We start from the raw sequence: 24,828 nt of genomic DNA, 5'->3' as shown, positions 1-24,828 counted from the left end.
ATCGCGCCCCTACGCGTCGTCGTCGGCTGTGGGAACGCCCAGCGTGCCTGACGCCTTGGCCATCAGGTAGGTCTTGATGAAACTGTCGATGTCGCCGTCGAGGACGTTGGTGACGTCGCCCTCCTGGTACTTCGTGCGATGGTCCTTGACCATCTGGTACGGGTGCAGCACGTAGCTGCGGATCTGGCTGCCGAACGCAATGTCCTTCTTCTCGCCGCCAATACGATCGAGCTCGGCCTGCTGCTCCTTCAGCTTCATGTCGTAGAGCCGCGAGCGCAGCACCTTCATCGCGACGTCCTTGTTCTTGTGCTGCGACCGCTCGTTCTGGCACGACACGACGATGCCGGTCGGGAGATGGGTGATGCGGACGGCGGAGTCGGTGACGTTGACGTGCTGCCCGCCGGCGCCGCTCGATCGATACGTATCGATGCGCAAGTCCTTGTCGTCGACCACGATGTCCACATCGTCAGGCAACTCGGGCCAGACGTGGAGCGACGCGAACGAGGTGTGCCGCCGCGCCGCCTGATCGAACGGCGAGATGCGCACCAGCCGGTGAACGCCGGCTTCCGCCGCGAGCAGGCCGTAGGCGAACTCGCCGGTGATCGTCAGCGTGGCGCTCTTGATGCCCGCCTCGTCGCCCGGCTGTGCTTCGAGCAGCTCGCGCTTGAAGCCGCGACGCTCCGCCCAGCGCAGGTACATGCGCAGGATCATCTCGGCCCAGTCTTGCGACTCGGTGCCGCCCGCGCCCGGATGGACGGTGATGATGGCGTTCTTGAGGTCGTGCTCGCCGCCGAGCATCTTCTTGACCTCGCCGGCCTCGACCGCCGTCTCCAGTTGGTCGAGCCCGCGCGTGAGATCGGCGCCAACGTCCTCGCCCGCGTCGAGCCACTCGCGCAGGACGGCGAGATCCTCGGTCTGCTGACGGAGCGACCTCAGGAGCGTGACGTCCTCGTCAAGCCTGCGCCGGCGCTGCAGCACCTTCTGCGCCTCGGCCTGGTTGTTCCAGAAATCCGGCGCACTGGCCTGCGCCTCTATGCGTGCGAGCTCCAGCTCGGGTCGAGCGGCGTCAAAGATACCTCCCGAGTTCCACTGCCCGCTGCTGCAGATCGTCCAGCCGCTTGTACGCCTCTTCCTTCACGAATGCCACAGGGAAACCTCGATGACGAATGCGGAACGAATGCCGAATGACGAACGCGGGACACGCTCAACCGCCACGGGCACGGGTGGCGCCTGACGGGGGCCGCTCCGCCCGTGCCGACAAGCCCCTCCCGTACCAGCGCTCTTGGCGAGGAGGACGGGTGGGCTGTCCGGCGACAGGACCCGCGCTCTCAACGCGAGTCCACAACCAACAAAGGCTACCTGAAGTCGCGGGATGGCCGCCAGAGACGCGGCGGGCGACACGTGTGCGGCCGGGCCCGGAGGGCCGGCCCTACCCGCCACGCAGGGCCGCCTGGATCGCCTCGAGGAAGAGGGGGCCCACATCGTCGGCCTTGCGTTGGCCGACGCCGTAGATGTCGCGCAGCGCGGCGTCCGTCGTGGGGCGATGGCGGGCCATCTCGCGCAGCGTGGTGTCGTGGAAAATCACGTACGGCGGCACGCCGCGCGCTCGGGCCAGCGTCAGGCGCACCTCGCGGAGACGGTCGAACAGCGCGCGGTCCACGCCTTCCCACGACTCTGTCTCCACGCGCGACCGGCGCGGCATCGATTCCCTGGTGCGGCGCTTCTGCCGGTACAGCGTCAACGGCGCGTCCGTCGTCCCGTCGCGCATCAGCGTGCGGCCCTCCGGCGACAGCACGAGCACGGGATAGTCGCCCGGCGTCTGGCGCAGGAAGCCGAGCGCCGTGAGCTGCTCGATGTACCCGCGCACTTCCGGCACCGGCACGCCGGCAAACAAGCCGAACGTGCTCAGCTGCGCGTGCCCGCGTGCGTTGACCGCCTCGGTGGCCTTGCCCACGAGCACGTTGGCCACGTGGGCCGCGCCGAAGCGCTGTTCGACGCGCGCGACGCACGACAGCACCTTCCGCGCGGTCGTCACAGGCTCATCCACCAGTTCCAGTTCGCCGAGACAGACGTCGCACGCGCCGCAGTCGTCGCGATCGTAGGGCTCGCCGAAGTACTGCACGAGATGGCGGTGCCGGCACAGCGTGCTCGCCGAGTAGCGCTCGATGTCGCGCAGGAGCCCCTGTGCCGAATCTGTCAGCTCACCGTTCTTCTCGAGCAGCGTGCGCCACTTGAGGAAGTCGATGCCCGACGTCAGGAGCACGCACTCGGCTTCGAGGCCGTCGCGGCCCGCGCGGCCCGACTCCTGCTGGTAGTGCTCGAGCGACTGCGGCGATCCGGCGTGGATCACGAACCGCACGTTCGACCGGTGGATGCCCATCCCGAACGCGACGGTCGCCACCACGATGTCTGCCTGCTCGGTGAGGAAGGCGTCCTGGTTCCGCTCGCGCTCCTCGGCCGTGAGTCCGGCATGATACGGCCGCGCGCGCCAGCCTTCGTTGGTGAGCCACGCCGAAAGCGTATCCACTTCCTTACGAGACTGGCAGTAGACGATGCCGGCGTCGCCGCGATGGCGATCGAGGACGTCGAGGACTTGCTTCTTCAGCTGATCGCGCATCAGCACGCGATAGACGAGGTTCGGCCGATCGAACGACCCCACTTCCTCGAGCGCGTCACGCAGCCCGAGTTGCGACACGATGTCGCGGCGCACGCGAGCGGTGGCCGTTGCCGTGAACGCGTGGATGCTGGCACCCGGCAGCAGCGTGCGGAGCTGCCCGAGCCTGCGATATTCCGGACGGAAGTCGTGGCCCCACTGGCTGATGCAGTGCGCCTCGTCCACCGCGATGAAGCTGACGCCGACCTGCGCGAGCCAGCGCACGAACCGATCGCCGCCCTCGCCCACCAGCCGTTCCGGCGCCACGTAGAGCAATCGCGTGCGTCCGTCGCGAACGCCCTGCACTACCTCGCGCTTCTGTCCCTCGTCGAGCGCACTGTTGTAGCAGGCGGCCGACACGCCGTTGGCCTCCAGGCTGTCCACCTGGTCCTTCATCAACGAGATCAGGGGCGACACGACGAGCGCCAGGCCAGGCCGCAGCAGGGCCGGCGCCTGGAAGCACAGCGACTTGCCACCGCCCGTCGGCATGACGAGCAACGAGTCGCGTCCAGCCAGGATCGCCTCCATCACCTCACGCTGATGCGGGCGGAATCCGGTGAAGCCCCAATACCGCGTGAGGATGTCCTCGAGCGGCGATGGAGGCGCGGCCGACGTCATGGCGTTCATTGTCTCCGAACGCACCGGGCACCGGGCACCGGGCACCTGACACCGGCCCTTCGACTCACTTCATTCGCTCAGGGTCTTGGCCGGCAACCGGCAACGGGCAACCGGCAACCGGGTCGGATGAGCATCAGCCGGCCATGGCGATCCGGACAGCTGCATCAACGCCGCGCCGGCGCGGCGGCTGATGGGTGAGCGGCACCACTGCCGGCGGCGTCGCTTCGCCGCGCGTGCGGCTCTGCACGCGTACGGACACGCCACTCGCGCTGTGGGTGATGGGCTGTGCGCCGAGCACCACCAGCGCCGTGCGCCGCCCCTCCACCGCGCGATGCAGGCGTACCCATGCGGACGTCGGTACCGCGCGCAGCGCGAACGCGGGGATGTCGCCGAGGTCGAGCACCACGACGCCGAACCTGCCGGCCTGCGCCATCAGTTCCGTCGCGTGAAGCGCGCGCTGCACGGCCGTCTGGGTGAGGTCCGGATCGCCACGCCGGGGACGCAACGCCAGCACGCCCGCCGAGAGCGGCCTGCCGTGTACCCACACGACGTGCGAGAGGGGTACGCCGGCCGCGGCCATGCTCGCGGGTTCGCCGCGATCGACGGTGTCGATCCACGCCGTGAGCTCGCCTCGTGCCGTGGCCGCCGCGAGCGTGGCGGTGAGCACGCGCATCCGCGCGAACGGAGACGCCCCAACGACTTCCGACACCTGCCCGCGTCGCCACCCGCCGCCAATCGTGACGTCGAGGCCGGCGACGCCTGTAGACAGCAGGCTGTTGGCAGGGACAGGGTCGGCGGGTGGCCTGTCGAACCTGTACGGCTGCAGCAACGCATCGAGATCGGCACGGAAGCGCGGAAGAGACATTCGTTTTTGTTTCGCCTCTCGCGCAGCCTACCACCATGAACGGTCGAGAGCAACATGCGCGGCGGACATGCGCCGAGAACGAGGCGGGCAGACGGGGTCTGACACCCACCTGCGCCAGCGACGCAGGCCCGGAACCGGTACGATGGGGAGGATGGAAGTGCTCCCGGACGGTCCGGGGGTGACGCAAGGAGAGACAGATGCAATCCCAGCTTGGCCTCATTGCCGGAACCGCAGCCCTCTTCGTCTTCGGGATGGTCGGTGCCGCGCAGACCCCTCGGATGATTCACGTGAACCTGCAGAACGGCCAGGGCCAATCGGTCGGCCACGCGATGATCTCGCCCGCGGGTGACGGCGTGTCGATCGCGGTGTCGGCCAGGAACCTGCCGCCGGGCGAGCACGCGATCCACCTGCACGCCGTCGCCAAGTGCGAAGGCCCGGGCTTCACGTCGGCCGGTCCGCACTTCAACCCGGCCAGCAAGCAGCACGGCATCGACAACCCTGCCGGACACCACGCCGGCGACATGCCCAACGTCACTGTGAAGGCCGACGGCACGCTCGAAGCCACCATCACCAACACCGCCGTCACGCTCGGCCCCGGCCCCAATTCCCTCTTCACCAACGGCGGCACGGCCCTCGTGATCCACGCCAAGGCCGACGACCTCAAGACGGACCCGGCCGGAAACGCCGGCGACAGAATCGTCTGCGGAACGATTCAGTCAAAGTGAAAAGTCCAAAGTCCAAAGGATAAGGACAGTCACAAAGGTGAAAGGCGAATAAGGAGAAAGCCCAAACGCGAAAGCTGAAAGAGAAGGCGCCCCGAGCCGCCACCATCGGCGCCTTGCTTCCCCTTCTTTGCGCTTCGGCTTCCTTTGTCCCTTCGCCTTGCCCCTTTGTCGCTGTCCTTATCCTTTACCCATTTCCCCTTTTTCCCTTTTTCCCGTGTCTGCCCTCGGCCTGCTGTCCCACGTCCTGGCGGGGCTGTCGCCGTTCATCGTGGCGGCAGTGATGGCGCGGTCGTCGTTGCTGGTGGGGACGGCGGTCGTCTACGGGGTCGGCAGCCTGCTGCTGGTGGGATTGCTTGCAGTCCCGCGAGCACGCGGTCGCGTGGCGGCCGCGTGGCGGGAATTGCGCAGCGTGCCGCTGCGCACGCACGCGGTCGTCAGTCTCGCGGGGTTTCTCGTGGCGGGCGTCGCGTACTACGTGGGTCTGTCGCGCAGTCCGCGCGTAGCCGAGTACGTGTTCCTCACGCGGCTCGACTGGGTGGTGCAGGTGCCCGTCGCCATCCTCGTCCTGCGCGAGACGTGGACGCGCAGCGGGCTGGCCGGGGCGGCACTCGCGCTGGCGGGTGGGCTGCTGATCGTGTGGACGGGCGCGATCGGCAGCAGCGGACTCGCGTCAGCATCCTGTTACGTGATCGCCTCGCTGGACGGCTACATCGTTGCCAAGCTCGTGGCGCGCGACATGGGCGTCGACGGGGCCGTCACACTCACCATCGGCCGCCACTGGGTGAACACCGCGGGCTTCGTCACACTCGCCGTGCTCCTCGCACGCCCGCTCGCCCTGCCGCGCGATCCGTCGTTCCTTGCGCTGGCCACGCTCGGCGCCGTGGTGCTGATCTGCCTGTTCCTCTTCCGCTTCGCCGCCCTCACGCGCCTGCCGTTGTGGGTGCTCTCCGCGCAGGCCCCCGTGCAGGCGCTCGTCGCCCTTGCCGCCTCCCGCCTCACGGAAGGCCGCCCCGCCACCTCCACGCTCGTCGCCGTCGCGATGATCGTCAGCGGAGAGCTGTTGGTCGCCTACGGCCGGTCGGAGTGAATCGACGTCCGGTGCCTGACGAACGGGTTGAAACCCATTCGCTCCATCCAACCGGAGTCCATCGATCCGGTGCCCGATGCCCGGTGCCCGGTGCCCGAATCAGGGAACGATCCGCGCAATCCTGTCCGGCTGGTTGAACGCGATGTAGATCGCGCCGTCAGGGCCGACGACGACGTCGCGAAGGCGGCCGATGTTCTTGAAGAGGACTTCCTGCGTGACGCCAGCCGGCGTGAGCTCGAGTCGACGCAGTTCCTGTGCGGCCAGTGAGCCCACCAGCAGGTTGCCCTGCCACGCGGGGAACTTCGTCCCCGTGTAGAACATCGTCGAGGAGACGGCGATCGACGGCACCCAGTACGTGACAGGCTGCTCCATGCCCGGCGCGGCCGTCTTGTCGGTCATCGGCGTGCCGTTGTAATTCATGCCGTAGGTGATCACCGGCCAGCCGTAGTTCTTCGCCTTTTCGACGAGGTTCAGTTCGTCGCCGCCGCGCGGTCCGTGCTCGACGTCGTAGAGCGCGCCGGTGCCCGGCTGCTGCGCAAGCCCCTGCGGGTTGCGATGGCCGTACGACCAGATGCTCTTGATGGCATCGGCGCGGTCGACGAAGGGATTGTCGGCGGGGATCGAGCCGTCCTCGTTGATGCGATGCACCTTGCCGTTCGGACGCGTCAGATCCTGCGCGTCGGCGCCCTGCCCCCGTTCGCCGATCGAGAAGAAGACGTGGCCCTTGCCGTCGAACACGAAGCGCGAACCGAAGTGGACGGTGCCATTGCGATACGTGGACGCCGGCGCCTTGAACAACTGCTGGACGTCCACGAGCGCGTTGCCCTTCAGCTTCGCGCGGATGACGGCCGTCATCGCGGAATCGTTCTCACCCGGGTCGCTGTACGACAGGTAGATCCAGCCGTTCTTCGCGTACTCGGGATGCACGGCCACGTCGAGCAGGCCGCCCTGTCCCTTCGACCACACGGCCGGCACGCCCTGCACCGGCGTCGGCGCAAGCACACCCGTCGCACTCGCGACACGCAGCGCGCCACCCTTCTCGGTGATGAGCATGCGTCCGTCGGGCAGGAAATCCAGGCCCCACGGCGTGTCCACCCCCTCGACGACGGTTTCGAGCTTGAAGGCGTGCTTCTCGCTCTGCACCGTGACGTTGGCGGCAGGCGCGGCGAACGTGGTAGCCGCTGTCTTCGCCCTGCCGGCGGTCTCGCGGATGTAGACCACCATCGCGCGGATCTCCTCGTCGGTGAGCAGCGTGCCGAACGCCGGCATGCCGTTGGCGATTCTCCCGTTCTTGATCACCTCCGCCAGCGACGCGTCATCCCCGCTCCCCGTCGTCCACACATCGTCCAGCATGCTGGGTGCCTGCGCTCCCTGCATGCCGGCGCCGTGACAACTGGCACAGACGTCCGTCCACACCTTGGCGACATCGCGCCGAGGCGTGGGTGACTGCGCTACGAGCAACGGCGCCGCAACGAGCACCGCGAAACCGGTCGAGAGAGCGATGAGGCGAAGAAGCATGGCGCGATAGCGTAACAGGATCTGCGGCCGCGCTACGCCTCCAGCGGCGGCGTGACGAGGCCCTCCATCTGGCGAAACATGCCGCGGAAATACCTGAGCACGCGGACGCCGTCGCACGACTCCTCGCCGAGTTCGGCGAAGCAGTAGCCGTCGAACCGCATCTCCTGCAGGCTCGCGATGAGGCGCTGGAACGGGTACTCCTCCACGTACAGATCGCGCATGTGGACCTGCCCGATGCGCGACTTCAGCAGCGCGAAGTTCTTGTCGAAGCCGCCGTCCATCAGATCGGTGAAGTTCGAGTTCCAGCAGATCCAGACCCCCGGATGGCGATCGGCGTAGTCGAGCATCTTCACCATGCGCGGGATCCGCTCGCTCTCGCGACCGTGAACCTCGACCTGGATGCGTACGCCTGCCTCAACGGCCGCCTGGCCGCACTCGCGCAACGCGCGACCGATCTGTTCCAGCGTCTTCTCCTCCGGCACCTCTTTCGGCAGGCCGTTCGGCCTGACCTTCACGCTCGGCGAGCCGACGTCGCGCGCGAGCTGGCACCACTGTTTGGTCTCCTCGATGTTCCGACGCAGCACCGCCTGATCCGGCGCGTGGTACTCGCACGTGCTGCCGAGGCCGCCGATCTTCACCGCCGACGCCGCGAAGCGGGCGCGCACGTCGGCGCGTTGCGCGGGCGAGAGCGACAGCTCCACGCCGTGCGCGTGCGTCGTGCGCAGTTCCACGGCGTCGAGCCCGACCGTCGTGAAGTTCTTGATGATCGTCGGAACGTCCCAGTCCTTCGCGATGTTGTAGGTCACCGCGCCGATCTTCAGCACGTGACGCCAGGCCTGGGCCTGGGCGGCGGCGGGCGTCGCGGAGACACCGGTCAGGGCCGCGGCGGCGGGAAGAGCGAGCCCCGACGCCAGGAACGCACGTCGTGACGTGTCACGGGAATCGCGAGCATGAGTCATGCGGCGAATCGTACAGTACACTGCGGCTTCGCCGGCAACCGGCAGTGGGCAACCGGCAACCGGTGCGACGAGAAAGGCTTCGCGTGGCGCAGGCAACACGGCTTCAGTCTCTCGACGTGCTCCGCGGCGCGACCATCGCGGCGATGATGCTCGTCAACAAGCAGGGCAACCACGACGGGTACGCGGCGCTCCAGCACGTGCCGTGGGATGGCGCCACGCCCACCGACTGGATCTTCCCGTTCTTCCTGTTCATGGTCGGGATCGCGATGCCGTTCTCGATCGCGAGTCGGCGGCGGCAGGGCGCCACCAATGCCGACATCATGCGGCACGCCCTCACGCGCGCGCTCATCCTCTTCGCGCTGGGTGTTTTCGAGAAGAACTTCCCGTTCCTCAACTCGACACTCGAGACGTTCCGCATCCCCGGCGTGCTGCAGCGCATCGCGTTCTGTTACCTCGCCGGCACGGCTCTCCTCCTCTACGCCTCCCGGCGCGTCCAGGCCATCGTCGCGGGCGTCATCCTCGTGGGCTACTGGGTGCTGCTTGCATTCGTGCCGGTGCCGGGTGTGGGCGTGGTGCCGATGACCGAGGCGTTCGCGTCGCAGAACTGGACGGCGTGGCTCGACCGGCTCACGATGGGCCGGCACCTCGGATACGGCGGCCACACGTGGGACGCCAACGGCCTCCTGTCGTCCATCCCCGCCATCGTGACGCTGCAGGCGGGCATGCTGGCGTCGTGGATGCTCGGCGCGGGTCTCACGACAAAGACGATCGGGCGCCTCGCTGCCGTTGGCGCGATTGGCGTCGCAGTGGGTTGGGTCTGGGGCGGGTTCCAGCCGCTGATCGGCTTCGGCATCATCGGCGAACCCGCGGTGACGGGCGCCTGGGTCGTCCCCATCAACAAGATGCTGTGGTCGAGCAGCTTCGTGCTCTACACGGCGGGACTCGGCTTCCTGTCGCTCGCCGCGTGCCTCTGGCTCGTGGACCGCAACAGGACGGACGCAACGCCGCCGCGATGGACGATGCCGTTCATCGTGCTCGGCACCAACTCGATCTTCGCGTATCTCGCGTCGGGCCTCTTCTCGCGCGTCCTGTCGCGCCTCTGGACCATCGCCGGCCCCGACGGCACGCGCATCTCGTCATGGGACTGGGCCCAGGCGCACATCTTCGCGCCCCTCGTCCCGTCGCCCCCGCTCGCCTCCCTCGCCCACTCCATCGCCTACGCGCTGCTGTGGATCGCCATCTGCGCCTGGCTCTACCAGCGCAGGATCTTCATCAGACTCTAGTACTCCGACGGTCTCAGACGCGTGCGAATTTGAGGGGGTAGGTCTGCTTCGAGTTCCACTGCGCGACGTAGAGGGCGCCGGTGCTGTCGGCGTACACGTCGTGCGGGTGGATGAACGGGGTCTGTGGATCCGGGGCGAGCGGGGCGAGCGTGCCGTTCTCGTAGACGGGCGGCTGGCCGCCGACGACGGAGACGACGCGGTCGTCGCGGTCGAGGATCAGGATCATCGCGTTGAGGCTGGCGATCGCGATGTGGCCGTCGGCCATGGGTGCGATGTTGCTCGGCTGCGATCCGGGCACCGGCACCACGCGCAGGAGTGCGCCGTTTGGCGAGAACCACTTCAACAGCGCGTTGCCGCGGTCGCACACCAGCAGTTCCTGCCTGCCGCGACGCGTGTCGAGCCAGATCGCGTGCGGCTGCTTCAGGTTCGCGGGCTCGGTGCCCGCGCCGCCGAACGTGGCGACGTATCGCCACTCCGGATCGAAGTGGTGGATGAAGTGCGAACCGTAGCCGTCGCTGATGTAGAAGTCGCCGTCGGGCATCACGGCGACGTTTGTCGCGTGGTACTTGCTCGGGTCCGGATACCTGGCGCTCAAGGCCGACGGTTCCAGCCGCCGCTCTTCCCTGCCGTCCGGCGTGAGCAGCGAGATCACCGATAGCTGATGGTCCGTGATCCACAAGCGCTCGCTGCCGCGCTCGTCGAACTCCAGCGCGTGCGCCGCGGGAAAGCGGTTCTCGCGCGTGCCCACGAGCCGCCCGTCCTTCGTATACGTCACGATGTTGTTACGGGTCTCGTTGGTGAGCAGCACGATCTCGCCAGCGCGGTTCTCCGTGATGGCGTGACAGTCCTTCACGGGCACCTGACCGGGGTCCAGACGTCCCCAATCGGTCACCTGTCGATAGCGGAACGCCCCCTGTCCAAGCACGGTCCCCTCCTGTGCTGCCAGCGACGACAGCGTTCCGTGTGCGGCGACAGCCGCCGTGGCGGCGGCAGCACGCTTCAGCATCGAACGACGGTTCATGGGCGGTCTCCTTGCGAACATCTCAGCCGCACACGGCCGTGAGCGACGCATCGAGGATGTCGATGGCGGTACGCGCCTGCGCGCGCGAGAGGACGAGCGGCGGACAGAAGCGGATGGTGTTGCGGCCCGCGCCGAGGATGAGCAGGCCGCGAGAGAACGCCTCGTCCACGACCTTGTCGCGCTCTGCGGACGCGCGCACCTTCGTCGTGCGGTCCTTCACGAGTTCGACGCCAACCATCAGTCCCTTCCCGCGTACGTCGCCGATGATCGCGTGCTTCTGCTGCAGGTCGCGCAGGCCGTCGAGCAGGAATCCACCGACGTCGGCGGCGTTGGCCACGAGGCCGTCCTGCAGCAGGCGGATCGTGGTGAGCGCTGCCGCGCACGACACGGGGTTGCCGCCGAACGTGCTGGCGTGCGCGCCTGGCGTCCAGTCCATCACGCCCGCACGCGCCGTCGCCACGCCGAGCGGCAGGCCCGACGCGATGCCCTTGGCCATCGTGATCACGTCGGGCTGCACGCCCGCGTGCTCGACGGCGTACATCCGGCCCGTGCGACCCATGCCCGACTGCACCTCGTCCACCATCAGGAGGATGCCGTGCTGGTCCGCAATCGCACGCAGTCCCTGCAGGAACTCCGGCGGCGGCACCAGGTACCCACCTTCGCCCTGGATCGGCTCGACGACGATCGCCGCAACCTCGTCGGGTGCGGCAAGCTGCAGGAAGATACGCTCTTCGAGGAACGCGAGCGACGCGGCCACCGCGCCGGGGCCGTCCCGATACACGTCCGGGTACGGCACATGGAACACGCCGGGCGACGTGACGGCACCGAACCCCTTGCGCTGTACCGCACGGCTCGCCGTGAGCGAGAGCGACCCGAGGGTGCGGCCGTGGAACGACCCCATGAACGCCACGAGGAACGGGCGGCGCGTGTGGTAGCGCGCGAGCTTGATGGCCGCCTCGTTGGCCTCGGTACCCGAGTTGCCGAAGAACGACTGACACGGCCCCGGCATCGGCACGATCGCGGACAGCACCTCCGCGAGGCGCACCTGCGGCTCGTAGTAGAAGTCCGTCCCCGACATGTGGAGGTAGCGGCCGGCCTGCTCCACGATCGACGCCAGGACGTCGGGATGGGCGTGCCCGGTGGAGTTCACGGCGATACCCGCGGCGCAGTCGAGGAACACGTTGCCGTCCACGTCTTCGACCATGGCCCCTTCGCCGCGCGCCATCACGAACGGGTAGCCCCGCGTATACGACGGCGACACCACCGCGCGATCGCGTTCCACGATGGCCATGGCGTTCGGGCCAGGCAGCGGCGTTCGCAGCAGCGGTGATTGGGGCAGCGGGCTCATTTTCGCTTCCATGTCGTGCCTGTCGGGCCGTCTTCGAGCACGACGCCACGAGCGTCGAGTTCCGCCCTGATCCGATCGGCTTGCGCGAAGTCACGCATGCGGCGAGCCTCTACGCGCGCCGCGATCAAGGTCTCGATCTCGTCGAGCGGCACAGGAGGCGTGGCCTCCTCGGCCCGTCGCAGCGCGAGCACGCCGAGCACCGTGTCGCACTCGTCGAAGAACACGAGCGTCGCATCGGCGTCGGCACGCGACATCGTCCCGGCGTCGATTGCGGCGTTGGCTTCGCGCAGCAGTTCGAACACCGCACCGAGCCCGCCGGGCACGTTGACGTCGGCCAGCAGTTTCTCGCGGAAGTCGGCGCGCGCGGCGTCGAGGCGCGCGGACCAGCCGTCGATGCCCGTGCCGCTCGTCACGCGTTCGAGGCGTCCGACGCAATCGAACAGGCGCCGCACCGCTTCCTCGGCCTGCTGCAACGTGGCCCAGGAGAAGCGCAACTGCTTGCGGTAGTGCACCGAGATCAGCAGGTACCGCAGCGCCGACGCCCTGAAGCCCTGCGCGAGGATGTCGCCGATCGTGAACACGTTGCCCAGCGACTTCGACATCTTCTCGCCGTCGTCCATGAGCAGGTGCTCGACGTGGTACCAGACGCGCGAGAACTGCCGACCGGTGGCGCCTTCGGCCTGCGCGATCTCGTTCTCGTGGTGCGGGAAGATCAGGTCGACGCCGCCGCAGTGGATGTCGATCGGACCGGGCCCGAGCAGGCGTAGTGCCATCGCGGAGCACTCGATGTGCCAGCCCGGACGTCCGGGACCCACGCCGCAATCCCACGTCGGCTCGTCGGGCGTGGTGGCCTTCCACAGCACGAAGTCGCGCGCGTCTTCCTTCTCGTACTTGTCGCTGTCGACGCGCGCGCCGCTCTTCATGCCGGCGTGGTCGAGCCGCGCGAGCTGGCCGTACTGCGGCAGTGTCGCGATCTTGAAATAGATCGAGCCGTCGCTGCGATACGTATGGCCGCGCTCCTCGAGCGCGGCGATCATGCCGGCCATGGCCACGAGGTTCGGCTCGTCGGTGGCGCGCGGCGTGTCTTCGGGAGACTCGAGCCCCAGCGTGGCGGCGTCCTCGCGGAAGTACTCGATGAAGCGCGTGGTGTACTCGCGCAGCGGGACGCCCGCCTTCTGCGATTCGGCAATCGTCTTGTCGTCGACGTCGGTGAAGTTCGTGACGTGATGGACGTGGTAACCCGCCACGTGACGCAGCGTGCGACGCAGCAGGTCCACCGCCATGAACGTGCGGAAGTTGCCGATGTGGCCGCGCGCGTAGACGGTCAGCCCGCACGCATACATGCGGACGATGCCGTCACGTTGCGGGGCGAAATCTTCTTCCTGGCGCGTGAGGGTGTTGTAGAGGCGCATGGACTCGGGCGCTCAGGCGCAGCGGCAGGTCACGCGGCAGCGGACCTCGGCGTCTGAAACGTCACAGGCCACGTCGACGCCCGTCGCGGCGGCCCAGGTGTGGAAAGGTGGCGCCGGCGCGCCACGCGTCGTGCTCCAGCGAAGATCGCCATGAAGCGTCTCGCCGTCGCTGTCGAACACCATGGCGACGTCGCCGGCGATAGACGCCCGCTCGGTGGTGACCCAGTCCACCGCCGCCTGCACGGTGGCCGCGAACGCCTGCGCCCGGTCCGAGGCTCCCGCCAGCGCGCCCACGCGCGTCGCCAGCGCGCGCACGGCATCGGCCATGCGCCCGTCAGGCGCGTACGTCAGCGACAAGGGCAGCGCGGACGCTGCCTCGGAAGACCGTGTCATACCGAGGGGATTCTATAGCGAAAAGCGCTCGAAAACCGACCGTGCCGCCGCCACATCCTGCGTGATCTGGCCCACGAGCGCGTCGACGCCCGCAAACGCCTGCTCGCCACGCAGACGCTGCACGAACGCGAGCCTGACACGCGCACCGTAGAGGTCGGGATTGACGTCGAGCAGGTGCGTTTCGACGCTCACCTCACCGCCAGACTCGAAGGTGGGCCGCACGCCGATGTTGGTCACCGCCGCATGGATCCGCTCGTCGACGGTCAGCGTCGTCGCGTACACGCCGTGCGGCGGGAGCAGTTCGTTCTCCGTCGTGATGTTGGCCGTGGGGAATCCGATCTGCCGGCCGCGCGCGGCGCCGGGGACCACTGTCCCGTCGATGCAATAGTGGTGGCCGAGCAGAGCGCCCGCCTCGTCCACACGGCCTTCCGCGATGAGCCGTCGCACGCGCGTGCTGCTGACCACGAAATCCTTGTAGCGGACCGGATCGATCTTCTCCACGCGGAACCCATACAACTGGCCGAGCTCACGCAGCAGCGAGAAGTTCCCCGTGCGATCGCGACCGAACAGGAAGTTGCCACCGACCCACACCTCGGCCACGCCCAGCCACTCCACCAGCACGCGGCGCACGAACGTGTCGGGATCGAGGCGCGCGAGGTCCATGTCGAAGCGCACCAGCGCCACGCCCTCCATCCCGGCGCGCGCCAGGGCCTCGATCCGCTGTGCGCTGGTCATCAGGAGCGGCGGCGCCTTGTCCGGCCGCAGCACGCGCGGTGGATGCGGGTCGAACGTCATGACGAGCGGCGTGCCGTGCTTCTCGCGCGCCTGCCGGCAGACCCGTTCGAGGATCTTCTGGTGTCCCCGATGGAGTCCGTCGAAGTTGCCCAGCGCCACGACGGGATACGGCCAGCGCGCGGGGCGCGGCGGATCCTCTGGATAGCGAGCCACCTCCACTCGCAGGCGTGTGCCGGGTCGTACGTCTGTCATGGTGACGTGCCGGGCAGGGTGACCGACAGGCCATCATACGCCAGCGACATTCCCTCGGGCAGGTGCGCGTTGGTCTCCGCATGCCCGAGGTCGTGGCACATGTGCGTGAAGAGCGTGCGCCTCGCACCGGTGCGGCGCGCGGCGGCAATCGCCTCGTCGAGCGAGAAGTGCGTCGGGTGCGGCGTCTCGCGCAGCGCGCCGACGACGAGGACGTCGAGCCCGTCGAGCAGCGGCCACGACGTCTCGGGGATACCGCTGCAGTCGGTGAGGTACGCGAATCCGCCGATGCGATAGCCGTTGATCAGGCGGCGCCCGTGGAAGATCGGTACCGGTATCCACTCCGTGTCGCCGATGACGAACGGGCCGTCTTCCACCGATGCCACGAGTCGCGGCACGCCGCCGCCGAGTTCCGCCGGCGACTCGAACGCGTACGTGAACGTGCGCCGCAGATCGTTCATCGTCTCCGTATCGCCATGGACGGTGAGCGTACCGCCCCCTCGAAGCGCGATGAAGCGACGCAGTTCGTCGAGCCCGAAGATATGGTCCGCGTGGCTGTGCGTGTAGACGACCGCATCGACCTGCGTGAGCCCCTGCACGAGCGCCTGGCTCCGCAGGTCCGGTGTCGTATCCACCAGCACGTACGTCCCATCGTCCTGTGAGACGACGACCGACGCGCGGAATCGCGTGTCTTCCGGAGCCGATGAGCGGCACACCGCGCAGTCGCAACCGATGACCGGGATGCCCTGCGACGTGCCCGTGCCGAGAAACGTGATGCGCACGCTACGGAGTGACGATGCGCGATGGACCCTTGCCGGCGGCCTCGACGTACTTCATCCGCAGTTCGTACAGCGCGCCCTCGAGGAGCCGTCGCTCGTCATCGGTCAGGTTGCCGCGCGTCTTCTCGTGGAGCATCGACAGCACGTCGATCGCATGACCCGCGGAGGTGAGGTTCACCGCTTTCAGCCCGGTCATGGGGTCGGGCTCGTCGCCGATGTAGACAGACGCCGCCAGCACGAGGCCCGAGATGTAGCTCACGAACGTCAGGGAAGCGTCGGCCGGCTGGGTCATCATCGGATGCTAGCATACGGCCCTCAGTCGCCATGCCCTCCTCCGACGCCGGCGCCGCCTTCTCGAAACTTGTCGACATCATGGCGCGCCTGCGGGGCCCCGACGGGTGCGCCTGGGACCGCGAGCAGACGCTGAAGAGCCTCGCGCGATACGTGCTCGAAGAGGCGGCCGAGGTGGTCGACGCGATCGAGCGCGAGGACGCCGATGGTCTGCAGGAGGAAGTCGGTGACCTGTTGTTCGAGGGCGTGTTCCTCGCGCAGGTCAGCCAGGACGAGGGCGGCTTCGACGTAACCGCGGCACTCGAGACCGTGTGCGAGAAGCTGGTGCGACGACACCCTCACGTGTTCGCTCGCGAGGTCGCGCTCACGCCTGACGAGGTGAAGGGGCAATGGGACGCGATCAAGGCGAGCGAGAAGGCGGCGCGCGGCGATCGTCCGGAGAGCCTGCTCGACGGCATTCCGCTGGCGGAACCGGCACTCGTGCGTGCGCGGACGATCTGCGGCCGTGTGGCGAAGGTCGGCTTCGACTGGCCCACACCCGAGGCGGTGCTCGACAAGCTCGCCGAGGAGACGCGCGAAGTCGAGGAGGCGATCGCGTCAGGCAATCGTGACGCGATCGAAGACGAGATCGGCGACATCCTCTTCGTGATCGCCAATCTCGCGCGCAAGCTCGACGTCGACGCGGAGACGGCCCTGCGCCGCGCCAACCTGAAGTTCATCCGCCGGTTCGGCTCCGTCGAAGCGCGACTCGCCGGCGCGGGTCTGCCGCTCGGGGAGGCGACGCTCGATCAGATGGAAGACGCGTGGCAAGCCACCAAGCGCGACGAGGCGTGAGCGGTCCCGCGATCAGCGCCAACGGTGCAGCGTGCGGTCCACCAGACGCATCGCCATCGCCACCATCACGAAATTGGCCGCCGCGAGCAGGAACACCCATCGCAATCCCGTCCGGGCCGCCAGGTGCCCCGCGAGCCACGGCATCGTCATGCCCCCGGTGAGGGCCACCGCGAACAGCACGCCGAACACCGCGCCGGACTGCTCGCGATAGCGCGCTCCCGCCACACCCAGCACCGTCGGGAAGATCGGCGACAGCAGGAGACCTGCCGACGTCGCGGCCAGCCCGGCGATCAGCGGCGTTGGCGCCACGACCACGCCGACAGAGGCCACGGCCGCGCCAAGCGCCGCGACGACCACGACGCGCGGGCCACTGACGCGTGCCAGGATCTGCCCCATCGCCAGCCGCGTGACCATGATGGCGCTCCAGAACGCGGCCAGCCACAACGAGGCCGTCGTGACAGAGGCGCCGAGATCGCGCGTGAGCACGTTCGCGATGTAGCCACCCAGCAGGAACTCGTTGCCCGACTGGAAGAACAGCAGCACGCCGAGGGCGAGCACGACCGGCTGGCGGAGATACCGGGGCAGCGCGGCGAGCGGTCGTCCCTGGGGCAGCTTGGGCAGCGGAAACGCGAACAGGATCGCACTGAGACCGAGCGCGACGCACAGCACCGCCGCGGCCGAAAGCACACCGCCCAGACCGACGTGTGCCACGAGAAAGCTCACCGCGAACGGCATCACGACGGCGCCGATGCCGAAGAACACGCCGAGCCTGTTGAGCGCCACGCTCTTGCGGTGCTCGTCCTCGTGCAGGTCGGCGATGAGGATGTTCGACGCGCCGTTGAGCGCACCGCCACCGGCACCGAGCGCGACGACGCCGACGACCAGCGCCTGCGTGCCCGCCGCGTGCGCGACGGTGAACAGGCCACCGGCCACGAGCAGGGCCCCGGCGACCATCGGCATGCGAAGTCCGCCGCGATCGACGACGACGCCCAGCACGAGACTGGCAGCGAGCATCGCGGCGTTCATCGCGAGGAACAGGCGGCCGATGTCGGCGATCTCCAGATCGACACGACCGGCCAGGGCCGGCGTGACTGCGCCGATGAGCGCCATGACGATGCCGAAGACCATCATGGCACCGTGCGCCACGGCGGTCAGTCGGCCAACATGCCCGGCCGTCGTCATCGGACGACGGGATCGGGACCGCGTTCGAACCACGCGCGCGCGTAGGCATCGAAGACGCGGAGATTGTGGTCGGCCTGCACACCCGGCACGTTCGGCGACACGAAGGTCGTCAGGGCGTGCCCCCGGGCGGCCAGTTGCGCGCCCGTCTCGGCAACGAGCGCCATCGCGATGGCGACAACGGCGATCGTCGAGCCCGCCGCGACCTTCTCGAGGCGCCCGACGTCGACCTGGGCATCCTCGGGCGCGACGCCGTTGTCGATGGCGATATCGGCAAGGTCGGACAGCGCCGTGCCGGTCGAATGCGTGCGCGCCGCCACCGCGGCGTTGGCATGGGACGACACCGTGACGACACGGGTACCGCGCTCGCGCGCGTATCGGGCCGCTTCGATGGGCGCGGCGTTGAGGCCGCCATGCGAGAAAACGACCAACGCGTCGCGGCCGTCCATGGGGTAGCTCTGGAGGAACTGCTGCACGTAGCCTTCGCGCCGCTCGATCCAGAGCAGTTCGCGGGCCCCATGAGGTCCGACGACGTTGGACCACATCAGCCGGGGGTCGTAGAGCGGGAAGAAGCCGACGAAGCTGCCGTAGCGCGGAAACACATCCATCACGGGGATCACCGAGTGGCCGCTGCCGAACAGGTACGCGCGGCCACCGCCGGCAATCGTTCCTGCGAGCAGCGTGCCGGCCTGGACGAGCGCGTCGGCTTGCGTGGTCCGGATGGAGCGGAGAATGTCGTCGATTCGGTCGAAGTACGCGATGGCAGTCATGAGTGGATGGCCTCGTCCAGGGCAAGGCGAGCGGCGCCGAGCAGGCCGGCGTTCTCGCCCAGAGTCGTGAGTTCGATGCGGCAGCGCCGAAAGGCGATCGGCTGAGCCCAGCGCGCGGCCTCGTCGCGGATGGCGTCGAGGACGAGGGGCGCGGCGCCCTGCATCACACCGCCGCCGAGCACCACCACTTCGGGATTGAGCAGGCTGACGATGTTGGCGATGCCGCGGCCGGTATGGCGCGCCGCGGTGAGCAGGACGTCGCGAGCCCTGGCATCGCCGGCGTGCGCGGCCGAGACGACGTCCGCGGCCGACGGCACCCCGAACGCACGCGCGAGGGCCGGGCCGGCCGCCTCTCCCTCCCAGCAGCCACACGTGCGGTAGTCGTCCTTCCACGTGTCGAGCAGGGACGACCAGCCGGCCGCCCCCGCGATGCCGTGCGCACCGGCGACGACATGGCCGCCGGCGAGGATGCCGACGCCGATCCCGGTGCCGATCGCCACGAACACGACGTCCGACGCGCCACGCGCGATGCCGCACCACGCTTCGCCCGACACGTAGCCGGACCGATCGCAGTCGATGGCCAGCGGCAGCGCGACCCGAGCCCGCACGGCGTCGCGCAGTGGGACGTGGGCGTCGCCCCAGAGGTTCGGGCACCACGCCGTGCCGTCGCGCGCGTCGTAGATCCCCGGCACGATGACGCCGATTGCGGCGACCCCGGTCGCGGTCGCGGCCGCCGCGGCGATCTGCTCGACGGTGGCGTCGAACGTACGCGCGGCGGCGACCTGCCGGCGCTCGCGCACGCGTCCCGTCTGGTCGACGACGGCGACGGCGGTCTTGGTGCCCCCGGCGTCGATCGCGAGGACGTGGGTCATGCCGGCGACGCCTTCAGGACGCGCACCTCGCCCGCCGGAAGCGTCAGCGGAATCGCCAGGACGTCGCCGTCGTGCGTGGCACTCACGGCCCCACCGCTGACCAGGTCGGTGACCGTGGCCTGGCTCGTGCGGCGCAGGCGAATCAGCGATGGCGCGCTCGTCGATGCGTGATTGAACACGAACAGGACGACGTCGGCGCCGCGTTCGAGGTGACGCACCTCCAGCGGGCCGCCCGTCACCTCGATCGGCGAGCGTACGCCTGCCCAATCGACCAGCGCGCGGAAGAATCGCGCAGCTTCCGGCGTCGGCCCGGTCTGGTACGCCGCGCTGACGTACGACCCGAGCATCAGCGTCCGGCCACGTCCGCGCGACGCCACGATCGCGGCGGCCGTGCCGTCCTCCCAGCGCGCGACGACGCGCGCCGACGCGTCCATGGGCTCGAGCGTCTCCCGATACCAGCGTCCCGCCAGCATCGTCTCCGGCGCGAAGCCAGGGATGTCGTCGCCGACCCAGCGCATCTGCGCGGCCTTGCCCTGGACCGTCTCGACCGCCGCTTCACGCGCGCCGACGACCTCCCACAGCCCCATACCCGGGATGCGGTCGGATGCGTACCCGCGCTCGTTGCTCCAGCCGAGTCGAGCCTCGGTCACCAGCGTGCCGCCGCCCTCCACGTACGCGCGCAGCACAGGGCCGACGGCCTCGCGGAACATCAGCGGATACGGAAAGAAGACGACGCGATACTGCTCGAGGCGTGTCGGGTCGAGATGATCGACGTGGACGTAGTCGAGCGGCACGTTGTGCGGGAACAACGCGCGATGGACGCCGAGCAGCGAGTCGCGCTCGATGCCGATCACCTCGCCCTGCGGCCCGCCGTAGGAGGCCGCGCGCTGCCTGCCGCCGACAAAGTGCGCCAGCGGGTTGTAGAGGATCGCGACCTCGGCTCGTGGTGGTCGCGCCTCGAGCAGCAACGACTGGTGCCGATCGACGACGCGGGCGATGGCCCCAGCCGCGCGGGCCCGCTCGGTGATGGTGCCGTCGAGGTGATTGAGGCCGAAGCCGCCCGCCTCGTAGCCCGAGTTCATCGGGTACCAGGCGTAGTAGTTGATGCCCTTGGCGCCGCGCGCCAGCGCGGACCACGTCCATATCGTCAGGTCGCGCGCCGTGACGGGCGGACTGACGTTGACGGCGATGGTGCCGAAGCCTCCCTGCAGTTCGCCGATCCAGAAGCCGCGTCGGCCCTGGTCGTAGCCGAACGAGCGGGTGAAGTCGAGCAGCGCCGCCCGCCACGGCACGTCGCGATCGACCAGGGCCGAGTGCTTCGGATAGAACGACGCGCCGTAGTAGTCCACCTGCCGCGCCATCGTCCAGTCGTCGGCCTGGCCTTCCCAGTGGTGAGGCGACGCGAACAGTCCGACGCCGGCGGCGTGGCTCGTGACGACGGTATCGGGCGCCACGCGCTTGACCGCTTCGTACCGATCGCGGAGGTCTTCGCCGAGCTTGGCGACGATGAAGGTCTTCCAGTCGATGTAGTCGGTGTACGAGAGGATCGTGCTCAATCGGCTCGGCTCCACCTGATCCCAGCTGCGGAACCGGCGATACCAGGCCTCGTTGAGCGCGTCGAGCGTCGTGTACCGGCGCTGCAGCCATTGTCGGAATCGCGCCAGCGTGTGCGGGCAGTAGCAGAACTCCGGATTGGGAATCCACGTCGGATTGGCCCAGTTGATGACGTGCGGCTCGCTCCACAGATCCCAACCGAGGAAGGCTGGACTCTGACGGGCCCTGGCGGCGAGCGCCGCGTAGAACGCCACGTCGGCGTCGCGCACGCCGCGATGATCGCGACAGTAGCCGGGCGAACTCTCCGGCACGATCGCCTGTCCGTTCGACGACACGAACAGGGCGTCGGGATGCTTGACGCCGACCCAGGCCGGCGCCGAGTCCATGTACACCTGCAGCAGCAGGCGCAGGCCGTGCTCCTCGGCGAGTTCGAGCAGCACCTCGAGCGTCTCGAGTTCGTAGCGGCCTTCTTCCGGTTCGCCACTGGCCCAGTCGATCCAGGCGCGCAGCGTGTTGAAGCCGAGGTCGCGGATCTGGCGGACGTCGTCGCGCCAGGCGTCCTTCTTCGGCCGCGCCCCTCGCTCGACCATCGGCGCGCGCGCCTTCCCGCCTCCGTACCACACGGCCATCGGCAGCACCGGCGTGGTCGTGAACGCCATGGCCTCACGCGGCTGCGTCGGCGCGGCCGACACGCGCAGCCACGGCAGGCTCGCGGTGCCGACGCCGAGCGTTCGCAGCACGTCGCGCCGCGCCCATTGGTGACCTGTACCGTGGATCACGCGGCGGACTATACCGCGGAAGGCATCACCGCCGCGACGGGAGGCTCATCGCGCCACCGGTCGCCGTCCTGACGAGCACGACTCGGCCGTTGGTGGCCAGTTGGATGGCCCCGTCGCGATCGGTCCGGAGCACGCCGGTGCCCGCCTCGTGGAGGCGGCGGAGGACCGATGGCGCAGGATGGCCGAAGCGATTGCCGCGCCCGGCCGACACGATCGCGAGCGCCGGGTCGAGCGTCTCGAGCGACTCGCGCGTCGTCGACGAGGCGCTGCCATGGTGGGCGAGCCGCAGGACCGAGATCGGTGCCGGCGTGACGCGTGCCGCGACGTGCGATTCCACCTGCGCGCCGATGTCGCCCGGTAGCAGGATCCCCACGTCTCCGAGACGGATCCAGAGGACCACCGAGTCGTCGTTGCGCACGCGCGGGCGGTCCCAGTCGGGCCGCTCGGGATGCCGCACCTGCACCGACACGGGACCTTCGGCGAGCGACTCCCCCGTCGCGACCCATCTGATGCGCGTGCCCCGGGAAGCGGCGGCCCGCACGAGAGCGGTCTGGTGGGGATCGCCCTCGACGGGGACGCCCATGAGCAGTTCGCGTGGGGCGAGACGCCGTATCACCGTCGACATCCCGCCTGCGTGGTCGGGATGCGGATGCGTCACGACAACCCTGTCGATCCGGCGGTGGCCGAGCGCCCACAACGCCGGCGTCGTGACTCGCGCGCCGATGTCGAACGACTCGCCCATGCTGCCGCCGGCGTCAACGAGCCACGTCCTTCCGGACGGAAACCTGACGACCGTCGCGTCGCCCTGCCCCACGTCGAGCATCGTGATGAGCAGCCAGTGCTCGTGGGGCCAGCTCGCGTGCTGCCAGTGCGATGCAACAGGCCACGTCCATGGAGACGGCGCGCTGCGTTCGACGCCAGCCGTCACGATCCACGTGAGGCACGCGAGCGACGTCACGGTTCCCGCGGCACACGCCCATGCGAGAGTCGGCACGCCACTCCGCAGTCTGGTGCGCAGTCCGGCGTGCCGTCGTGCGCCGACAATCGCGCGGGCCGTCGTGAGCGCCACGCCCAGCGCCGCGTAGTACGCACCGAGTACGGCGATCGACGGTGCGGGCACTTCGCGCACCAGCCATGGCGCCACCACCAGGATGTCGGCGCTGCGCAGGAGTGCGTGGACGCCCGTTGCGGAGATCGCGCCGAGCACCACAGCGGCCCACGGCCACGCGACCGCCGCCGCCAGCAGGCCGAGTCCGGTCACCTGCACCACGGCCATCGCCGGGACGGCCAGGAGGTTCGCGAGCAGGCCCGCCGCCGTGGCGATGCTGAACCAGCGCGCACTGATGGGCAGCAACACGAGTTCGATGAGGCACGTCGCGAGCACCATCATGGCTGTCGCGGTGCCGAGGCGGCGTGCCCATGACGGCCGCGTTCCGAACGCGGCGTGCGACTCCGACGCCGGCCACGACGCGATGAAGATGAGCGTACCCGCGGCACCGAACGACAGCACGCAGCCCGGGTCGTGGATGGCGAGCGGGTCGATGGCGATCTGCATCGCCCCCGCAACGGCGAGCGCCTGTGCGCCGGCGATTCGGATGTCCCACCAGCGCGCGGCCACGACGAGCGCGGCAACGCTCACGGCCCGCGCGACAGACGCACCGCCATCGACGATGACGGCGAAGACGAGCAGGCCGGCCGCGAGCCACGCCATGCCGACACGCGTGCCCGCACCTGCCGCGTGCGGCAGCCACAGGAGCAACGCGAGCCAGATGGCGACATTGCCGCCCGAGATCGCCACCACGTGATACACGCCCGCGTGTTGCAGATCGCGCACCAGTGTGTCCGGCAGTCGGCTCCTGTCGCCGATGAGAATCGCCGTCACCGTCGCGGCGGCGATCGGATCGTCGACGTGACGGGCCACGGCGGACCGAATCGCGTGGCGGGCGTCTGCGGCGCGCTCCTCCCACCACGGCGCTGGCTGCGTATCCACGAGCGACGCGCTCTTGACCGTCGCGAACACGCGGATGCCGCGACGCGCGAGCACTCGTTCCGCGTCAGGCATCCCGAAGTTGCGATACGGCAGCGGACGGCGCAGCGACGACACAGGCGCCTCGACCCGTCGCCCGCGCGTCCACGTGTCGCGAAGGTCCACCGCCGCATCGCCGGAGATCGTGAGACGCACGCCCACGTCCGTGGCGTGCCAGCGTCCGTCCCACTTGATGCCGTCGACGCGCAGGTCGAGCGATGGCGCACCGGTGTCCGACAGCCACGCGTCGCGGCGAGCCACGCCAGACAGCACGACGATGTCGCCTCGCGATGTCGCGTCAGCGAGCGCGTCGATGTCGATGTTGCGGGGTGCCCACGCGCGGTCTTCGGCGAGGACCGTGAGTGCGGCGCCGAGTCCGAGTGCGCCAGCCATCGCACCCACTATCGCCACACGCGCGTGGCCACCCCATCCCAGGCGCGCACAGACGATGAGGCAGGCCAGGGCCAGACCGGCGGCGCGAACCGCCATCTCCGGTGTGAGCGCGACGAAGCTGCCGGCCACACAACCGGCAATCAGCGCAACGACGCCACGTACCAGCGGCGACATGCCGGTCGCCAGAGCAAGGCCGATGCCGATCGCCACCGCGCACAATCGCGCGTCACACACGCGCAGTCGCCGCCGATGGAGGCAGACACTGCCAACCGCGAGCCCGTCAACGTTGCAGAAACCGCGCGACGTCACGCCTGCGCCAGGGGGCTGAAGCCCCTGGCCTCCATCTGAAATGGCGACGTCTTTCGAGACGGAGCGCACGGGCCCCTTCGGATGAGCGAATGGGCCCCTTTGGATGGAGCGAACGGGTTTCAACCCGTTCGTCACGCCAGGAATGTCGCGGGCCGGGGCCGGGGGGGGGGGGGGGG

The 24,828-nt window shown here is 69.0% G+C and carries 21 protein-coding genes; 4 read left to right on the top strand and 17 right to left on the bottom strand.

Going from position 1 to position 24,828, the window contains the following annotated elements:
- Positions 1-9 precede the first annotated feature (9 nt).
- The 3 genes from prfB to IT182_10815 form a co-directional block, all read right to left on the bottom strand.
- A protein-coding gene (gene prfB / locus IT182_10825; protein ID MCC6163826.1) for a peptide chain release factor 2 occupies positions 10-1,138 on the bottom strand; the annotation gives its coding sequence in 2 pieces (ribosomal slippage) (positions 10-1,068 and positions 1,070-1,138; 1,128 coding nt in all).
- A gap of 291 nt (positions 1,139-1,429) precedes the next feature.
- Positions 1,430-3,280: a DNA helicase RecQ gene (gene recQ / locus IT182_10820; GenBank protein MCC6163825.1), complete on the bottom strand. Its 1,851-nt coding sequence runs from the start codon at positions 3,278-3,280 to the stop codon at positions 1,430-1,432.
- A gap of 124 nt (positions 3,281-3,404) precedes the next feature.
- Entirely contained in the window at positions 3,405-4,136 is a 732-nt protein-coding gene (locus IT182_10815) for a hypothetical protein (GenBank protein MCC6163824.1), read from the bottom strand.
- Between the two features lie 197 nt (positions 4,137-4,333).
- On the opposite strand from IT182_10815, the gene IT182_10810 reads away from it, so the two are divergent.
- Positions 4,334-4,861, top strand: coding sequence for a superoxide dismutase family protein (locus IT182_10810; protein ID MCC6163823.1), 528 nt, complete (start codon positions 4,334-4,336; stop codon positions 4,859-4,861).
- A 214-nt stretch (positions 4,862-5,075) separates the two neighbouring features.
- Complete coding sequence (locus IT182_10805; GenBank protein ID MCC6163822.1) at positions 5,076-5,948, top strand: hypothetical protein; 873 nt, start codon at positions 5,076-5,078, stop codon at positions 5,946-5,948.
- Positions 5,949-6,047: 99 nt separating this feature from the next.
- Here IT182_10805 and IT182_10800 read toward each other — a convergent pair whose 3' ends face one another.
- Complete coding sequence (locus tag IT182_10800; protein ID MCC6163821.1) at positions 6,048-7,466, bottom strand: PQQ-dependent sugar dehydrogenase; 1,419 nt, start codon at positions 7,464-7,466, stop codon at positions 6,048-6,050.
- Between the two features lie 32 nt (positions 7,467-7,498).
- Positions 7,499-8,287, bottom strand: a complete 789-nt coding sequence (locus tag IT182_10795) for a sugar phosphate isomerase/epimerase (protein MCC6163820.1) — start codon at positions 8,285-8,287, stop codon at positions 7,499-7,501.
- A gap of 221 nt (positions 8,288-8,508) precedes the next feature.
- On the opposite strand from IT182_10795, the gene IT182_10790 reads away from it, so the two are divergent.
- Positions 8,509-9,708, top strand: a complete 1,200-nt coding sequence (locus IT182_10790; GenBank protein MCC6163819.1) for a DUF5009 domain-containing protein — start codon at positions 8,509-8,511, stop codon at positions 9,706-9,708.
- Between the two features lie 13 nt (positions 9,709-9,721).
- Here the strand turns inward: IT182_10790 and IT182_10785 are convergent, their stop codons facing one another.
- The 7 genes from IT182_10785 to IT182_10755 are packed head-to-tail and all read right to left on the bottom strand — an operon-like array spanning position 9,722 to position 15,940.
- The gene (locus tag IT182_10785; GenBank protein MCC6163818.1) at positions 9,722-10,729 is read right to left on the bottom strand and encodes a hypothetical protein; all 1,008 of its coding nucleotides are present in this window, start codon (positions 10,727-10,729) and stop codon (positions 9,722-9,724) included.
- A gap of 22 nt (positions 10,730-10,751) precedes the next feature.
- A complete protein-coding gene (locus IT182_10780; protein ID MCC6163817.1) occupies positions 10,752-12,089 on the bottom strand; it encodes an acetyl ornithine aminotransferase family protein in 1,338 nt (445 codons plus the stop codon).
- A complete protein-coding gene (locus IT182_10775; GenBank protein MCC6163816.1) occupies positions 12,074-13,489 on the bottom strand; it encodes a cysteine--tRNA ligase in 1,416 nt (471 codons plus the stop codon). The genes IT182_10780 and IT182_10775 overlap by 16 nt, the downstream gene beginning before the upstream one ends.
- 12 nt (positions 13,490-13,501) lie before the next feature.
- Complete coding sequence (locus tag IT182_10770) at positions 13,502-13,882, bottom strand: hypothetical protein (GenBank protein MCC6163815.1); 381 nt, start codon at positions 13,880-13,882, stop codon at positions 13,502-13,504.
- Positions 13,883-13,894: 12 nt separating this feature from the next.
- Positions 13,895-14,830, bottom strand: a complete 936-nt coding sequence (locus tag IT182_10765) for a bifunctional riboflavin kinase/FAD synthetase (GenBank protein MCC6163814.1) — start codon at positions 14,828-14,830, stop codon at positions 13,895-13,897.
- Between the two features lie 35 nt (positions 14,831-14,865).
- The gene (locus tag IT182_10760) at positions 14,866-15,648 is read right to left on the bottom strand and encodes an MBL fold metallo-hydrolase (GenBank protein MCC6163813.1); all 783 of its coding nucleotides are present in this window, start codon (positions 15,646-15,648) and stop codon (positions 14,866-14,868) included.
- Between the two features lies 1 nt (position 15,649).
- Complete coding sequence (locus IT182_10755; protein MCC6163812.1) at positions 15,650-15,940, bottom strand: DUF1844 domain-containing protein; 291 nt, start codon at positions 15,938-15,940, stop codon at positions 15,650-15,652.
- Positions 15,941-15,969: 29 nt separating this feature from the next.
- Here IT182_10755 and mazG point away from each other — a divergent pair, with 29 nt between their 5' ends.
- A complete protein-coding gene (gene mazG / locus IT182_10750) occupies positions 15,970-16,770 on the top strand; it encodes a nucleoside triphosphate pyrophosphohydrolase (GenBank protein ID MCC6163811.1) in 801 nt (266 codons plus the stop codon).
- Between the two features lie 12 nt (positions 16,771-16,782).
- Here the strand turns inward: mazG and IT182_10745 are convergent, their stop codons facing one another.
- The 5 genes from IT182_10745 to IT182_10725 are packed head-to-tail and all read right to left on the bottom strand — an operon-like array spanning position 16,783 to position 24,577.
- Positions 16,783-17,916, bottom strand: a complete 1,134-nt coding sequence (locus IT182_10745; GenBank protein MCC6163810.1) for an MFS transporter — start codon at positions 17,914-17,916, stop codon at positions 16,783-16,785.
- Positions 17,917-17,948: 32 nt separating this feature from the next.
- Positions 17,949-18,719, bottom strand: coding sequence for a sugar isomerase domain-containing protein (locus tag IT182_10740; protein MCC6163809.1), 771 nt, complete (start codon positions 18,717-18,719; stop codon positions 17,949-17,951).
- Positions 18,716-19,591 (bottom strand): ROK family protein, encoded by an 876-nt coding sequence (locus tag IT182_10735; GenBank protein ID MCC6163808.1) that lies wholly within the window; start codon positions 19,589-19,591, stop codon positions 18,716-18,718. The genes IT182_10740 and IT182_10735 overlap by 4 nt, the downstream gene beginning before the upstream one ends.
- Complete coding sequence (locus IT182_10730) at positions 19,588-21,924, bottom strand: beta-galactosidase (protein MCC6163807.1); 2,337 nt, start codon at positions 21,922-21,924, stop codon at positions 19,588-19,590. The genes IT182_10735 and IT182_10730 overlap by 4 nt, the downstream gene beginning before the upstream one ends.
- 25 nt (positions 21,925-21,949) lie before the next feature.
- Positions 21,950-24,577: a ComEC/Rec2 family competence protein gene (locus IT182_10725; protein MCC6163806.1), complete on the bottom strand. Its 2,628-nt coding sequence runs from the start codon at positions 24,575-24,577 to the stop codon at positions 21,950-21,952.
- Positions 24,578-24,828 lie beyond the last annotated feature (251 nt).

This window comes from Acidobacteriota bacterium (genome assembly GCA_020845575.1).
GTDB lineage: Bacteria > Acidobacteriota > Vicinamibacteria > Vicinamibacterales > Vicinamibacteraceae > Luteitalea.
Note: the sequence above shows the minus strand (reverse complement) of the source record. Positions and strands in the feature narration are given on the sequence as shown.